Genomic DNA, 15,631 nt, shown 5'->3' with positions numbered 1-15,631 from the left:
AATGAAAATGGCGGCGCATGCAGAGTGCATACGCCGCCATTTTCTCAACCGGTCCGTTTCGGTCAGGCGGCGGTTGCGGCCTGCTGCGGCGCGAACTTGGTCAGGTCGATGCCTTCGACGGCCGCCTTGTACTCGTCCGCGCTCGGCGTACGGCCGAGGATGGTCGAGAGCACGACCACCGGGGTCGAGGCGAGCAGCGATTCGCCCTTCTTCTCTGCGGTGTCCTCGACGACGCGGCCCTGGAACAGGCGGGTCGAAGTGGCGAGGACGGTGTCGCCCTTCGCGGCCTTCTCCTGGTTGCCCATGCACAGGTTGCAGCCCGGGCGCTCGAGATAGAGGATGTTCTCGTACGCGGTGCGGTTGGCGGTCTTCGGGTTGATGTCGTCGAATTCGAAGCCCGAGTACTTCTGGAGGATTTCCCAGTCGCCCTCGGCCTTGAGTTCGTCGACGATGTTGTAGGTCGGCGGGGCGACGACGAGCGGCGCCTTGAATTCGACCTTGCCCTCGGTCTTCTCGATGTTCTTGAGCATCTGGGCGATGATCTTCATGTCGCCCTTGTGCACCATGCACGAGCCGACGAAGCCGAGGTCCACCTTCTTGGTGCCGCCGTAGTACGAGACCGGGCGGATCGTGTCGTGGGTGTAGCGCTTGGAGACGTCCGGGTTGTTGACGTCCGGGTCGGCGATCATCGGTTCATCGATGATGTCGAGGTCCACGACCACCTCGGCGAAGTACTTGGCCGAAGCGTCCGGCGACAGCGCCGGCTTCTCGCCCGAGCGGATCTCGGCGATGCGGGCGTCGGCCTTGGCGATCAGGCCCGCAAGGGTGCCTGCCGCGTTCTCCATGCCCTTGTCGATCATGATCTGGATGCGCGACTTGGCGATTTCCAGCGAGCCGATCAGGGTCTCTTCGTCCGAGATGCAGATCGAGGCCTTGGCCTTCATCTCCGCGGTCCAGTCGGTGAAGGTGAAGGCCTGGTCGGCCAGCAGCGTGCCGATGTGGACTTCGATGATGCGGCCCTGGAACACGTTCTCGCCCGCGCACTGTGCCAGCATCTGCTGCTGGGTAGCATGGACGACGTCGCGGAAGTCCATGTGGGGCTGCATCTTGCCCTTGAAGGTCACCTTGACCGACTGCGGGATCGGCATGGTCGCTTCACCGGTGGCCAGCGCCAGCGCGACGGTGCCCGAGTCCGCACCGAAGGCGACGCCCTTCGACATGCGGGTGTGGCTGTCGCCGCCGATGATGATCGCCCAGTCGTCCACGGTGATGTCGTTGAGCACCTTGTGGATCACGTCGGTCATCGCGTGATAAACGCCCTTCGGGTCGCGCGCGGTGATGAGGCCGAAGTTGTTCATGAAGGACATGAGCTTCGGGATGTTCACCTGGGCCTTCTTGTCCCACACCGAGGCGGTGTGGCAGCCCGACTGGTAGGCACCATCGACCAGCGGCGAGATGACGGTGGCCGCCATCGCTTCCAGTTCCTGCGCGGTCATCAGGCCGGTGGTGTCCTGCGAACCGACAATGTTCACCTTGACGCGCACGTCCGAACCCGCGTGCAGGACCTTGCCCGGGGTGACGCCGACGGCGTTGCGGTTGAAGATCTTCTCGACCGCGGTCAGGCCCTGGCCCTCGACCGTGATTTCCTTGTTCGGCGCGAACACGGTGGGTGCCTCGACGCCCAGCGTTTCGGCGGCGAAGGTCTGGAGCTTCTTGCCGAAGACGATGGCGTAGGAGCTGCCCGCCTTCATGAACTCCATCTTCTGCGGGGTGAAGGCGGCGGCGACGTCGACCAGTTCGTTGCCGGCCTCGTCGGTCAGCTTCTTGTTCTTGACGTCGATCTTGAGGATCGTGCCGGTCTCGACCGAGAACTTCTCTTCAAGCACCGGGTTGCCGTCGTTGTTGAGGATCGGCTTGCCGTCCTCGCCGATCTGCTTGACCCAGTTCTTGAGGTTGATGCCGATGCCGCCGGTCACGTCCACGGTGGTCGCGAAGATCGGCGAGATGCCGTTGGTGCCCGCGACGACGGGGGCGTAGTTGACGAAGGGAACGTAGGGGCTGGACTGCTTGCCGGTCCACAGCGCCACGTTGTTGACGCCCGACATGCGCGAGGAGCCGACGCCCATCGTGCCCTTCTCGGCGATCATCATCACGCGCTTGCCCGGGTGCGCGGCCTTGAGCGCCACGATCGCCTGCTGGCCTTCGGGCGAGATCATGCACTGGCCGTGCAGTTCGCGGTCCGAGCGCGAGTGCGCCTGGTTGCCCGGCGAGAGCAGGTCGGTCGAGATGTCGCCTTCACCGGCGATGAAGGTGACGACTTCGATCTCGTCCTCGACGTCGGGCAGCTTGGTGAAGAATTCGGCCTTGGCGTAGCTTTCCAGCACGCCCTTCGCCACGGCGTTGCCGGCCAGAAGCGCGTCACGCAGGCGGAACATGTCGGCGTCGTAGAGGAACACTTGGGTCTTGAGCACTTCGCCCGCCTCGGCGGCGATGGCCGCGTCATCGCCGAGCGCGATGTCGAGCAGCACCGAGATCGAAGGACCGCCCTTCATGTGCGAGAGCAGTTCGAGCGCGAAAGCCGGGGTGATTTCGGCGACGGTGGCTTCGCCGAGGATGATCTTCTTGAGGAACGCCGCCTTCACGCCGGCCGCGCTGGTGGTGCCGGGAAGCGTGTTGTAGATGAAGAACTTGAGAGCGTCGGCGCGGTATTCGCTGCCGGTATCCTCGATGAGGGTGATGATTTCCGCGATGAGCGCGCCGTCGTCGATCGGCTTGGGCGCGAGCCCCTGATTTTTCCTGCTTTCGATTTCGGCGAGGTAATCTAGGTATAGGCTCATCGTGATCCCTACGTCATGGAGTGGGCGGGAGCCACCATGACAGGTATCGTTGACCGGCCTAGTGGCTGATGGCGCCCCGGTACGCCAACCGGGGCCGACTGGCAAGGCACCGAATGCCTAGGAAAACGGCATTTTCAAATCTGCTTCAAATCTGGGTGAAGCAACTCGAAGAATGCCCGCTCCCGCCCGATTCGCCTATTCCCCGTTTGCCCAGGCCAGGGCATCGGCGCCCGCCGGCAGCACCAAAGGGCAATCCGCATCGGTCGCGGCGCGGTAGACCGCCTCCGCCACGTCCCGCGCCGTGGTGACCGGGCCTTGCCCCGCGCTCTGCATCATCGCCAGCGTCTCGCCCGCGAATGGCGCGTAAGCCTCCGGAAAACCGCCCGCTGCGGCGATCTGCTCCTGCGCCGTCGCCGCGAAGGCGGTCGAGGGGGCCATGCCGGGCATGACGGTCCGGGCCTTGATCCCGAACTGCGCCAGTTCGAGAGCGATCGATTCCGTCAGCGCATTCATCGCCGCCTTGCTCGCGCGGTAGACCGAAAGCAGCGGCAGAGGCTTGTAGAGCGAACTGGAACTGACGTTGACGATCATGCCGGAGCGCCGCTCGCGCATGCCGGGCAGGACCGCCTGCATCATCGCGATCGTGCCGAACAGGTTCGTCTCGAAGATGCCGCGCACCGTGTCCAGCGACGTGCCCTCGAGCGCATTGAGCCAGCCTATGCCCGCGTTGTTGACGAGCACGTCGATCGGCCCGGCCTGCGCCACGGCATCGGCGATGCTGGCCGGATCGGTGACGTCGAGCGCCAGCACCTGCATCCTCTCGGACACGGGCAGGGTGCTGGCGGCGGGATTGCGCATGGTCGCGGCGACATGCCAGCCCTCTGCGTGGAAATACTCGGCAATGTCGCGGCCGAACCCGGTCGAACTGCCGGTAACGAGAACTCGGTTCATCATGAAGCTCCTTGCGGGGAAGGTTGGGAGACCCCAAGATATGAACGATCCTTCAGTTTCGGAATTCGCATATGAACCGTCCCGCACCCGACCTTCTCAAGCCCCGGAAAACCCCGCAACAGGCGCGCTCTGCCGTGACGATCGAGGCGATCCACGTCGCCACCATTCAGGTTTTGCTGGCGGACGGAGTCGGGCGGCTGACGACCACGCGGGTCGCCGAGCGCGCCGGGGTGTCGGTGGGCACGATGTACCAGTATTACCCGCATAAGCAGGCGCTGCTGTTCGCCCTCGTCGAGCGCCAGTTCGCGATGATCGAAAGCGCGATGCGGGACGCGGCCGAGCGCCTTGCCGGAAGCGACCTGGAGACGATCGCCAACGGCCTCGCCATCGCCTGGCTCGATGCCAAGATGGCGGACCGGGTCGCATCGCGGGCCATCTACGGCATAGCGGCCGAGTTCGACATGTCGCAGCACATGAAAAGAGCCGCGACATGCATGACGGGGATGATCGAGGACCTGCTGGCCGCCGCTCCCGGTGCGAAGTTCGCGGACCCGGCCTCGGCCGCATTCATGCTCGCGGCGCTGCTGGGGGGATCAGTGCGCGTGGTCATGGAGGCGGAAGGCTCCGAAGAAGCCTTCGCCTGCCTGCGGCGGGAACTGCCCCGGGCCTGCCACGCCTATCTGATAGCGGCCGGTGCGGGCGTGGCGGACATTATGGATCAGGCCGTAGGCGGATAGGGATGATGTCCGAAGACCCACTGCGGCCGGGGCGAACTATTGGTTTCAATCAAAAGGACCTGCGCCTCCCTGCCCTGCATGCCGATCTGGTGCGCGGCGTCGATCGCGCGGTTGAGCGCGGCCTTCTGGCTGGCGAAGACGTCGAGAGCGACCCCGTGCAGGCTGACGGCCCATTCGAGACCGCGACGGAAAACATGGAAATCGTTGCGGGACGTGGGCATCCGAGCTTCCTTTCGCATATTTTCGATCGAAACCCAGCCGCGCGACTGCGACGGGATGACGATCTGAGATATTCTCAAGTTATTTGATTGAGAATATCTGTCAAGCCCATCTCTCAGAAGATGCGCCGCAGCGACAGCAGGATCGTGCGACCCATCGGATCGAGATAATCGCGCTGGTAGGCGTAAGGCGTCGCGCCGGTGTCGTCGGTGACCTTCTGCCGCTGGTTGAACAGGTTCTCCACCCACAGGCTCACCCGCGTGCCCCGTGCCCAGTCTTTACCCCGGAAGCGGTTCTGGAGATTGGCGAACACACGCAGGTCCACCGTCGCCAGCGAGGCGAAATGCAGGTTGCCCGAGGCCGAGCTGCTGCCGGTGACGTCCGCCGAACTCTGCCAGTTGCCCTCCAAACGCAGGCCGAGGCCGTTGTCGATCAGGCCGAGGCTGCCCTGCACCTTGTGACGCGGCGTGGACGAGCCGGTGATCGTGCCGCCGTCAAGCAGGTCGATCGTCGGCCCGCCCTCGGTCAGCTGGACGTCCTGACGCAGCACCCAGGTGTGGTAGAGCGAGGCGAGCAGGCGCACGCCGTTGTCGCCGCCTCCGCCGAAGCCCCTGCCGCCGGGACCGCGCGGACCACCTCCGAAGCCGCCCGGACCGCCGCCGGGACCTTCTCCCGGGGGAGGCCCCATGCCGTCAGGCGGCGGACCCATGCCATCGGGCGGTCCCCTGCCCTCGTCGAAGCCCCGATCGCCCGGCGGTCGGCCGAAGCCCGGAATCTCGGCGCCGCGCTCCCGATCGCCGTTGACGGTGATTTCGTTGCCGGTGCCGTCTTCGGGGCTGTGCCCATCGGCCGGACGCTCCTCGCCGGCGGGCGGTGCGGGCGGTGTCTCTCCGCCGGTTTCGGCCCGGCCGCCCGGCCCTCGCCTGCCCCACGTACCCGCAGGCGGGCGCGGCGGACGCGTAGGCTTGCGCAGCTGCGCCGAAAGGTTGAAGCCCCAGCGCACCTGCTCGCTGCGCTGGCGGTAGACGTTGACCGGCCGCGCATCGACCGAGAGCAGATTGCCGTCCTCGTCGCGGATGAAGCGATCGGGATAGGCGTCCTCGACCGCCTGCGTCACGCCGCCCAGCGATAGCACCGCGTTGCGGTTGCGGCTGTTGACGTAAGTGGCGCTGAAATTGAGCTTGGGCGTGCTCATCACTTGCGCGTTGAGCCCCAGCTTGAAACTGCGACGGTCGTCGGCCTTGAGGTTCGGGTTGCCGCCGGTGATCGCCGTCACCAGCACGGTCTGGCCGGTCACGTAGTCGTAGATGCGCTGGTTGCTGGTGGTCACCGTCGGATCGCCAAGATTGGCGACGGTGGGCGCGCTGCGGTCCTGGTTCATCGCCGCGATCACCGTGATCCCGTCACGCGGGCGCCAGTTGAGGCCATAGCCGAAAGTCGCAAGGCTGCCGTAGTCGGACACTTGCGTCACCCCCGCATTGAGGTTGACGCTGAGCGTCCCGATCGCGCCGAGCACGCCCCTGCTGCGGCTGGTGAGCGGAATGTCGACGCTCAGGCGCGCGCTGCCGTTGGTGCGATCGGCATCGCCGCTGCTCGCCATGCCGTCCCGCACGCTCGTGGAGGACTGTGCGGTGAAATCGCCCCCCAGCTTCAGGCTGACGCCAAGGTCGCCGGCGGGCAGCGGCAGCACCTTGCCCGAGACGAGCATGCTGGCGCTGCCGGTGTCGGAGTTCGACTTCGCGCGATTGACGATCATGTTCCCCAGCAGCGCGGGCGAAAGCGTACCATAGGGATCGACGCCCGCAGTCCCCGCATCGAGGGCATCCTGCAGCATCGTCACGTCATAGCCGTTGTCGGCCCGCGTGTCCGATTCCGAATGTGCGTAGCTGCCGATCACCGAGAGCTTCCAGCGGGTCGAAAGATCGACGTTGACCGTGCCGCCCGCCGAGACACCGCCGCTATTCACCGCCTTGCGCAGCGGGTCCTGCGACAGATAGCGGGTGAACGTGTTCTCGGTGCCGTCCGCATAGGGGCTGTCCGCCGGGACCGTCAGCTCCCCGGTCGCCAGTCCATCGAGCGAACGGCTGGTCTGGTATGTCCCCTTGACGTTGAACGAGGCCGTCGCGTTCGAACTCAACTGATGCGCGAGGCTGGCGCCCAGCGCATAGCTGAGGGTCGATGCCTGGACGGTGCGGTAGTCGCTCTCGCCCGGAATCGAAGCAACGGGGGTGACGGTGCTGTCCGGATCGGCGGTGATGTCGCGGTCGCTTTCGCGGATCGCGGCCTGGCTGGTGGCCTTGCCGGTGATGTTGAGCCGGTCGTTGTCGCGGATCTTGGTATAGGTGAAAGCCCCCGTGCCCTGCCCGCCGCCGCCCTCGCCCGACATGCCGCCGCCCAGGTTCACGACCTTGGACTGGAAGCGCCGCTTGAGGATGATGTTCACGACCTTGGACTGCGCGTCGTAGCCGTATTTAATCGCGACTTCCTCGGGCAGGATATCCACGCGCAGCACGGATTCCACCGGCAGGTCACCGACTTCGTTGACGCCCGAAACGCGCTTGCCGTTGACCAGCACCACCGGCCCGCTCGAGGCATCGCGCCCGGCGATGCTGGTGGTCTGGTCGGCCAGTTCGTCGAGCAGTTCGGCGATGGAATCGACCCCGTAGGAGGCGATCTCGGCCTGGCCCAGCTTGTTCTCCGGCGGAATGTCGCCGATCACAGCGCCCGGCAGGGCTTGGCCGGTAACGACGATGTCATCCCCGTCGCCGGAACTCACCTGAGCCGGCGCTCCCCCGCCCGTCTGAGCAGCCTGCTGCTGCGCCTCGGCTCCCTGCGGCGCCATGATCGCAGCGGAGGTCAGGAGGGCGCCGAATGCGCGGTGACGGAGCGGGATGGGAGACGCGAATGTCATGCCATCCGGCTACGACTACGATCGCACGCAGCCCATCCGCAAATCGTGAGAAATTGTAATCAGGCGTCGCAGCGACCGACCCCCGAACCGAAGCTATCCCCTCGATAGGGTGTAATACGAAGGGTTGGTTTCGACCCGCGGCGGTTCCGCCCATAAGCCTTTCCCAAGCCGGCCATAACCGACCTGATCCATTTCCACTTTTCAATTCTATCGAAAACTTGGATCGATTTTATACGCCTTTCTGAAAACATGGCTTGGCTTCAGAATGCATCTCGACGGGCAAGGACGCCCAGCAACAGGAGGACTTACCAATGACGATCACCGCCACAGCCACCCCCGGAAAGTCGCTGATCTCGCCCGACAATCACGCGCTCGTCCTGATCGATTTCCAGTCGCAGATGAGCTTCGCGACCAAGTCGATCGCGCCCGAACTGCTGCGCAACAACGCTGCGCTGATCTCGCGCGGGGCCAAGTCGTTCAACGTTCCCACCATCCTCACCACCGTCGCCGAGAAGAGCTTCTCCGGCCCGATGTTCGACGAGATCACCGACGCCTTCCCGGGCCAGGAACTGCTCGACCGCACCAGCATGAACACCTGGGAAGACGAAGCCGTGATCTGCGAAATCAACCGCATCGGCAAGCAGCGCATCGTCTTCGCAGGGCTCTGGACCTCGGTGTGCATCGTCGGCCCGGTGGCATCGGCGATCGAGCAGGGCTTCGAGGCCTACGTCATCACCGACGCCTGCGGCGACATCTCGGAAGAAGCGCATGAGCGCGCCGTGGCCCGCATGATCCAGCTTGGCGCCGTGCCGATGACCTCGCTGCAGTACCTGCTCGAACTGCAGCGCGACTGGGCGCGCACCGAGACCTACGACAGCACCACCGGCATCGCGAAGGTCTGGGGCGGCGCTTACGGCCTGGGCATCAAGTACGCCAAGACCATGTTCGGCGCGTCCGAAGGCGGTCACTGATCTGAGTTCGGAGCCGGCGGTTCGTCTCCCCCCCCCCGACTCTCATCGGGCCGCCGGTTCCACCCTTATGCGCACCTTGTGGTACCTTTGAGTGCCGTTGTGCACCTTTCATGGAGTTATTCGACATGGCCTATGTAACTACTTCTGATGGCGTGGAAATCTTCTACAAGGACTGGGGTCCGAAGGATGCGCAGCCCATCGTCTTCCACCACGGCTGGCCGCTCTCGTCGGACGACTGGGACGCGCAGATGCTCTACTTCCTGTCGAAGGGCTTCCGCGTCGTCGCCCATGACCGCCGCGGCCACGGCCGCTCCGCACAGGTCAGCGAGGGTCACGACATGGACCACTACGCCGCCGACGCCGCCGTGGTGATGGAGCGCCTCGACCTTCGTAATGCCGTCCACATCGGTCACTCGACCGGCGGCGGTGAAGTGGCCGCTTACGTCGCGCGCTACGGCATCCCACAGGGCCGCGTCGCCAAGGCCGTACTGGTCAGCGCCGTGCCGCCGATCATGCTCAAGACCGAAGCGTATCCGGGCGGGTTGCCGATCGAGGTGTTCGACGGGTTGCGCGCCGGCCTTGCCGCCAATCGCGCGCAGTTCTTCCGCGATGTCGCCGCAGGCCCCTTCTACGGCTTCAATCGCGAAGGCGCCGAGGTGAAGAGCGCCGTCATCGACAACTGGTGGCGCCAGGGCATGATGGGCAGCGCCAAGGCCCATTATGACGGCATCAAGGCCTTCTCCGAAACCGACCAGACCGAAGACCTGAAGGCGATCACCGTCCCCACCCTCGTCCTGCACGGCGATGACGATCAGGTCGTGCCCTACAAAAACGCCGGTGTGCTGCAGGCCGAGATCCTGCCGAATGCGACGCTCAAGATCTACGAGGGCTTCTCGCACGGCATGCTCACGGTGAACGCCGAGACCATCAACCCCGATCTGCTCGCCTTCGTGCAGGGCTGATATCTCCCCGTTCGTCATTGCGAGCGAAGCGAAGCAACCCAGGGCGACCCACGCAGCGCTGGATTGCCGCGGGCCTTCGGCCCTCGCAATGACGAACTGTGGGGAAAAGGAGACTCCCGATGAAAGCCTACCTTCTCTCCATCGCCGCCGGGTTGCTGGTGGGTGTCGTCTACAGTCTCCTCGGCGTCCGTTCGCCTGCGCCGCCGATGATCGCGCTGGTCGGCCTGCTGGGAATCCTGCTCGGCGAGCAGATCGTGCCGCTGGCGAGCCGGTTCGTGACGAAAAACAACGTCGCGCAGTTCGTCATAACCGAGTGCCGCGATCACGTCCTCGGCCGCCTGCCGGGCGACGCCGATAAGCACGACGCATGATCTCGCGTCGCCACACGTTTCTGGGAGCCGCCGCCGCGTCGCTCCTGCCTCAAACTCTCGCGGCCCGAGCGGGTCGAACCAAGGATACGAGCATGACCGACACGATCATCATCAACGCCAAGGTGACAACCCTCGACCGTGAGAACCCGCAGGCGCAAGCGGTGGCGATCCGGGGCGGCAAGTTCCTCGCCGTCGGCAGCGAGCAGGAAGTCCGCGCTGCCGCGCCCGAAGCGACCGTGATCGACGCCAAGGGACACCGCCTGATCCCCGGCCTAATCGACAGCCACATGCACATCATCCGCGGCGGCCTCAACTTCAACATGGAGCTGCGCTGGGACGGCGTGACCAGCCTGTCCGAAGCGATGGCGATGCTCAAGAAGCAAGTCGACAACACCCCCGCCCCGCAATGGGTGCGCGTGGTCGGCGGCTTCACCGAGCACCAGTTCGCCGAAAAGCGCCTGCCCACGATTCAGGAACTGAACGCCGTCGCCCCCGACACGCCGGTGTTCATCCTGCACCTCTACGACCGCGCGCTGCTCAACGCCGCTGCCCTTCGCGTGGTGGGCTACACCAAGGACACGCCCAACCCGCCGGGCGGCGAGATCATGCGCGACAGCCAGGGCAACCCCACCGGCCTGCTGCTGGCCCAGCCCAATGCGACAATCCTCTATTCGACGCTGGCCAAGGGCCCCAAGCTGCCGCCCGAATACCAGCTCAATTCCACCCGCCACTTCATGCGCGAGGTCAACGCGCTGGGCGTGACCGGCGTAATCGACGCAGGCGGCGGCTTCCAGAACTATCCCGACGACTACGACATCATCGAGAAGCTGCATCAGGACGACCAACTTACGGTCCGCATCAGCTACAACCTGTTCACCCAGAAGCCGAAGGAGGAACTCGCCGACTTCGCCGGGTGGGCCAAGCAGGTCACGCCGGGCCAGGGCGACGACACCTATCGCCACAACGGCGCGGGCGAGATGCTCGTCTATTCCGCCGCCGACTTCGAGGACTTCCGCCAGCCCCGCCCGGACATGGCGCCGAGCATGGAGGGCGACCTCGAACCCGTCATCCGCCTGCTCGCCGAGAACCGCTGGCCCTGGCGCCTCCACGCTACCTATGACGAGACGATCGGCCGCGCGCTCGACGTCTACGAGAAGGTCAACGCCGATATCCCGCTGCAGGGCATCAACTGGTTCTTCGACCACGCCGAAACCATCAGCGACCGCAATATCGACCGTATCGCGGCGCTTGGCGGCGGGATCGCCGTGCAGCACCGGATGGCCTATCAGGGCGAATACTTCGTCGAACGCTACGGCGCCAAGGCGGCCGAGCGCACCCCGCCGATCGCCCGCATGATCGCCGCCGGCATCCCGGTGGGCGCAGGCACCGACGCCACCCGCGTCGCCAGCTACAACCCGTGGGTTTCGCTCTCGTGGCTAGTGACGGGGCGCACCGTGGGCGGCCTTTCGCTCTATCGCGGCGACAACCGCGTCAGCCGCGAGAAGGCGCTGCGCATGTGGACGCACGAGAACACTTGGTTCTCCACCGAAGTGGGCAAGAAGGGCCAGATCAAGGCGGGCCAGCTGGCCGACCTCGCGCTGCTGTCCGACGACTACTTCGCGGTGCCGGATAACGAGATCGTCCACATCCGCTCGATCCTGACGATGCTGGGCGGCAAGGTGGTTCACGGCGACGGCGACTTCGCCCCGCTCGCCCCCGAATTGCCGCGCCCGATGCCGGATTGGTCGCCGGTCGCGACGTTCGGCGGCTACTACCAGACGCCCGAAGCGAAGCAGAAGCTGGCCTCGGCCTGTGGCTGCGCCAGCAGCTGCGGCGTCCATGGTCACGACCACGCCGCGGCGCTGGGGGCCAACGTCCCCGCCGCCGATGTCCAGACGTTCTGGGGATCGCTCGGCTGCGGCTGCTGGGCCGTCTAAGCCGAAGCGTAGTTTTCCAGAATATCGAACAGACCGGACGATTTTATTCGGATCGTTGGGAGTTCGATCACGCCGTAAACCGTTCTGGACCGGCCGCTGAAGCACAGACGGACCGGTTCCTGACGATGATGAAACTCGCCCCCAAGGAGCCCCCCGATGAAGCGCTTCACCTTCCTGATCGCCGCCGCCGTCCTCGCCTCGGCCCCGGCCTATGCCGCCGAGACCGCCGATTATGCGGTCGGCGCGCAGTACGACACCACCCACGTCTACGTGCCGCAGGAGCAGTTCGACACCTTCGTTTCCAGCTTCGTCGCCACTTTCGGCGGCACCACCAGCAAGCAGGGCGAATTCCAGGTGACGCCCACCAAGAGCCTCACCAAGTCGCAGCTGGTGCTGACGCCTTCGGGCACCGTCTCGGTGTTCGGCTTCAAGACGCCGATCCCCTATCCCTTCGGCGACGAGCGCACCGGCTACCTCGTCACCGACATCGACGCGGCGGTGGCCTCGGCCGTGAAGCACGGCGCGGTACGCCGCATCGCCACCTTCCCCGATCCCATCGGCCGCGATTCGGTGGTGCAATGGCCGGGCGGCGTGAACATGCAGATCTACTGGCACACCGCCAAGCCGAACTACGCGCCGCTCGCCAGCGTGCCCGAGAACCGTGTCTACCTGACGCCCGACGCCGCCGATGCCTTCGTCAAGAGCTGGACCGGCTACGCCCACGGCAGGATCACCGCCGACGACAAGACCGCCTCCGGCGCCGAGATCGGCGAGCCCGGCAAGACCGTGCGCCGCGTCTCGATCGAGAGCGGCTACGGCAAGATGGTGGTCTTCGTCTCGGACGGCCAGTTGCCCTGGCCCTATGGCCGCGACATGACCGGCTATGCGGTGAGCGACCTTTCCGCCACGCTGGCGAAAGCCACGGCGGCGGGCGTCGAGACCCTCGTGGCGCCGTTCGAAGTGGGCAAGCGCCAGACCGCCATCGTGCGCTTCCCCGGCGGCTACGTCGCCGAGATCCATCAGGGAGCCTGAGCCATGGCCAGCCTGCCCCCGATGAACCGCACGCCTTCATTCGTCGGGGCAGTGCTGGACTTCACTCCCACCGCCTTCCTCGCCCGCCTCGCGCTGGTGAGCGCCTACCTCGTAGGCGGCGTGACCAAGCTGGGCGACTGGCCCTCGGCGCTGGCGGAGCAGGCCCACTTCGGCCTGACCCCGCCCGCGCTGTGGGCGGCGCTGACCATCGCGGTCGAACTGGTCGGCGCGTTCCTTGTTCTGGCTGGGGGGCTGATCCTCTCGGGCCGTCTGGTCTGGCTGGGTGCGGGGATGCTCGGCGTGTTCACGTTCTTCGCCGCGCTGGTGGCGAACGCCTTCTGGAGCATGCCCGAAGGACCGGAGCGCTTCGGCGCGATGAACGCCTTCTTCGAGCACATGGGCCTCGTCGGCGGCTTCGTGCTGGTCGCGGTGCTGGCGCGCAGGGGGCAGTCAGGTGCCTAGGCTTTGCAGCCTCGCTTCGCTTGCGGCAACGGCGGTGGGCGCGCTGCTCCCCCACACCGCCCTTGCCGCGCCGAAGGAAGCATGGGAAGCCCCGACCCTCACGATCACCCGCTACGACGAGGACTGGTCCGACCTCGAAAGCGCCGAAAAGCGCGGTCATCACTGGACCGGCCCGTTCAAGAATATCCCGCTGGGAGACGATGCCTGGCTCTCCACCGGCATCGAACTGCGCGCCCGCAGCGAGAACTACGAAAACAACCTGTGGGGCAGCGCCGACGCGCCGAACGACAGCTACGTCTGGCTGCGCGCGCTGCCTTACGCGGACCTCCACGTCGGCAAGCTTCGCGCCTTCGCCCAGCCGATCCTCGCCACCTCGGTCAGCGTCGCGCCCTCGCCCGGGCCGGTGGACGGCACCGGCGTGGACCTGCTGCAAGGCTTCGTCGAGGCCGACTTCGGCCCCGTCACCCTGCGCGCCGGGCGGCAGATGCTCTCGCTCGGCACCGAGCGGCTGGTCGGCACGCGCTACGGCCCCAACGTGCCGCTGGCCTTCGACGGGCTCCGCGCCAACGTGACGGCCGGGACGGCGAAAGTCAGCCTGCTGGCGGTGCGTCCCGTCCAGCCCGGCAAGGGCAGCTTCGACGACCGCACCTCGTCGCAGAAGGCGCTGTGGGGCGCTTATGCCGCGATGCCCGAACTGGACCTCTACTACCTCGGCTACCGCAACGACGCGGCGCGCTGGGGTGGAACTCAGGGCGGCGAGACGCGCCACACCCTCGGCGCGCGGTGGCACGCGAAGCGCGGCGACTGGCACTGGAACGTCGAGGGCGCCTACCAGTTCGGCCGCTTTGCTGGCGGTTCGATTTCCGCCTGGACGGTCGGCACCGAGTTCGGCCGCGCCTTCCCCGACCTGCCGCTCTCGCCCGACCTGACATTGCGCGCCAATGTGGTGAGCGGCGACCATAACGCCGCCGACACCCGCCTCGGCACCTTCAATGCGCTGTTTCCCAAGGGCAAGTACTTCGGCGAACTCTCGCCGGTCGGCCCGTACAACATCATGAACCTGCACCCGGCGATCGGCCTGCAACTGGCGCCGACCGTCTCGGCAGGCGTCGCGGCGGCGGCCTACTGGCGCCAGTCGCTGGACGACGGGATCTACGACATCCCCGGCAACCTCGTGCGCGCCGCCGGAGACAGTCGCGCACGCTTCATCGGCAAGGAAGTAGAAGCCACGCTGGCCTGGCAGGCGACGGCGGAACTTGAACTGTCGATGTCGGTCTCCGCCTTCGCGCCCGGCGCCTTCATCCGCGACACGGGCAGCGCCAGGACCATCCGGATGCTGGGCCTCGAAAGCAATTTCCGGTTCTGATGGTCTTTTCGAGATCATCGAACGAAACGACGCACTTTATTCCAATAACCCGGCAGGTCTTCGCCCGGTAGACCGTCTGCATCACTCAGGAGATCGCCCCCCGTGTCTATCCAAACCTCTACGCCCGCACCCAAGTCCGGCCTGCTTCCCTGCCTGCTCCTGCTGCTTTCGGCCACGACCGGCCTTGTCGACGCAGCCTCGGTGCTGGGGCTGGGCAAGGTCTTCACCGCCAACATGACCGGCAACGTCGTGTTCCTCGGCTTTGCCGCTGCGGGGACGCCGGGGTTCAAGGTCATCCCTTCGGTGCTGGCGCTTCTCGCGTTCATGGCGGGGGCCTGGGGCGCCGGGCACCTCGCCCGTGCGCATGTCGAGCGGGCGCTCGGGCGCTGGCTGATGTGGGCCGCCGTGGTCGAGGCCGCGCTGCTGTGGATCGCCGCGCTGATCGCGCTCGACATCGACGTCGCCGCGCAGGCACCCAAGGCGGGCGTGATGGCGGTGATCGCCCTGACCGGCTTCGCGATGGGCCTGCGCAACGCCACCGTGCGCCAGCTCAAGGTGCCGGACCTGACGACCACGGTGCTGACCCTCACCATCACCGGCATCGCCGCCGATCAGGTGGGCAGACGCACGCCCAACTTCGCCCGCCGCTTCGGCGCGGTGCTCTCGATCTTCGCGGGCGCGGCGGTAGGCGCGCTGCTGCTTATGCACGGCGGACTGGCCCTGCCGCTGGCTCTGGCCGGAGCCATCGTGCTGGGCGGCACGCTGCTATTCCTGCGCGACCCCGCCGCCACCATGCCGCACCGGCCCTGACAACACCTCGTCATTGCGAGCGCAGCGAAGCAATCCAGGGCGGTTCAAGACTGCCCTGGATTGCT

Annotated in this window: 13 protein-coding genes; 9 read left to right on the top strand and 4 right to left on the bottom strand. The window is 66.1% G+C overall.

Features of this window, described 5'->3' with window-relative positions; translation table 11 throughout:
* Window positions 1–62: 62 nt before the first annotated feature.
* Both PKE80_RS22345 and PKE80_RS22340 read right to left on the bottom strand, forming a co-directional pair.
* Complete coding sequence (locus PKE80_RS22345) at window positions 63–2,837, bottom strand: bifunctional aconitate hydratase 2/2-methylisocitrate dehydratase (protein WP_271184416.1); 2,775 nt, start codon at window positions 2,835–2,837, stop codon at window positions 63–65.
* 195 nt (window positions 2,838–3,032) lie between these two features.
* Window positions 3,033–3,788, bottom strand: a complete 756-nt coding sequence (locus tag PKE80_RS22340) for an SDR family oxidoreductase (RefSeq protein ID WP_271184415.1) — start codon at window positions 3,786–3,788, stop codon at window positions 3,033–3,035.
* Window positions 3,789–3,859: 71 nt separating this feature from the next.
* On the opposite strand from PKE80_RS22340, the gene PKE80_RS22335 reads away from it, so the two are divergent.
* Window positions 3,860–4,525, top strand: a complete 666-nt coding sequence (locus tag PKE80_RS22335) for a TetR/AcrR family transcriptional regulator (RefSeq protein WP_271184414.1) — start codon at window positions 3,860–3,862, stop codon at window positions 4,523–4,525.
* Here the strand turns inward: PKE80_RS22335 and PKE80_RS22330 are convergent.
* Together PKE80_RS22330 and PKE80_RS22325 are read right to left on the bottom strand one after the other, a co-directional pair.
* Window positions 4,507–4,746 (bottom strand): hypothetical protein, encoded by a 240-nt coding sequence (locus tag PKE80_RS22330; RefSeq protein WP_271184413.1) that lies wholly within the window; start codon window positions 4,744–4,746, stop codon window positions 4,507–4,509. The two genes, PKE80_RS22335 and PKE80_RS22330, sit on opposite strands and share 19 nt — an antisense overlap.
* A 113-nt stretch (window positions 4,747–4,859) precedes the next feature.
* Window positions 4,860–7,586 carry a TonB-dependent receptor gene (locus PKE80_RS22325; RefSeq protein WP_271184412.1) on the bottom strand — a complete coding sequence of 909 codons (2,727 nt, stop codon included), beginning with the start codon at window positions 7,584–7,586 and terminating at the stop codon, window positions 4,860–4,862.
* 380 nt (window positions 7,587–7,966) lie between these two features.
* On the opposite strand from PKE80_RS22325, the gene PKE80_RS22320 reads away from it, so the two are divergent.
* The 8 genes from PKE80_RS22320 to PKE80_RS22285 all read left to right on the top strand — a co-directional run bounded on the left by PKE80_RS22320 (window position 7,967) and on the right by PKE80_RS22285 (window position 15,566).
* On the top strand, window positions 7,967–8,626 hold the full coding sequence (locus tag PKE80_RS22320; protein ID WP_271184411.1) for a hydrolase: 660 nt from the start codon (window positions 7,967–7,969) through the stop codon (window positions 8,624–8,626).
* A gap of 125 nt (window positions 8,627–8,751) precedes the next feature.
* Window positions 8,752–9,588, top strand: coding sequence for an alpha/beta fold hydrolase (locus PKE80_RS22315; RefSeq protein WP_271184410.1), 837 nt, complete (start codon window positions 8,752–8,754; stop codon window positions 9,586–9,588).
* 119 nt (window positions 9,589–9,707) lie between these two features.
* Window positions 9,708–9,959: a DUF1427 family protein gene (locus PKE80_RS22310; protein WP_271184409.1), complete on the top strand. Its 252-nt coding sequence runs from the start codon at window positions 9,708–9,710 to the stop codon at window positions 9,957–9,959.
* A 92-nt stretch (window positions 9,960–10,051) separates the two neighbouring features.
* The gene (locus tag PKE80_RS22305; RefSeq protein WP_271184408.1) at window positions 10,052–11,896 is read left to right on the top strand and encodes an amidohydrolase; all 1,845 of its coding nucleotides are present in this window, start codon (window positions 10,052–10,054) and stop codon (window positions 11,894–11,896) included.
* Window positions 11,897–12,052: 156 nt separating this feature from the next.
* Complete coding sequence (locus tag PKE80_RS22300; RefSeq protein WP_271184407.1) at window positions 12,053–12,928, top strand: VOC family protein; 876 nt, start codon at window positions 12,053–12,055, stop codon at window positions 12,926–12,928.
* A 3-nt stretch (window positions 12,929–12,931) separates the two neighbouring features.
* On the top strand, window positions 12,932–13,390 hold the full coding sequence (locus PKE80_RS22295; protein WP_271184406.1) for a DoxX family protein: 459 nt from the start codon (window positions 12,932–12,934) through the stop codon (window positions 13,388–13,390).
* Between the two features lie 34 nt (window positions 13,391–13,424).
* Window positions 13,425–14,756, top strand: a complete 1,332-nt coding sequence (locus PKE80_RS22290; RefSeq protein WP_271184485.1) for an alginate export family protein — start codon at window positions 13,425–13,427, stop codon at window positions 14,754–14,756.
* 108 nt (window positions 14,757–14,864) lie between these two features.
* Window positions 14,865–15,566 (top strand): YoaK family protein, encoded by a 702-nt coding sequence (locus tag PKE80_RS22285; RefSeq protein WP_271184484.1) that lies wholly within the window; start codon window positions 14,865–14,867, stop codon window positions 15,564–15,566.
* Window positions 15,567–15,631 lie beyond the last annotated feature (65 nt).

It is taken from the genome of Novosphingobium resinovorum, assembly GCF_027922145.1.
GTDB lineage: Bacteria > Pseudomonadota > Alphaproteobacteria > Sphingomonadales > Sphingomonadaceae > Novosphingobium > Novosphingobium resinovorum.
Note: the sequence above shows the minus strand (reverse complement) of the source record. Positions and strands in the feature narration are given on the sequence as shown.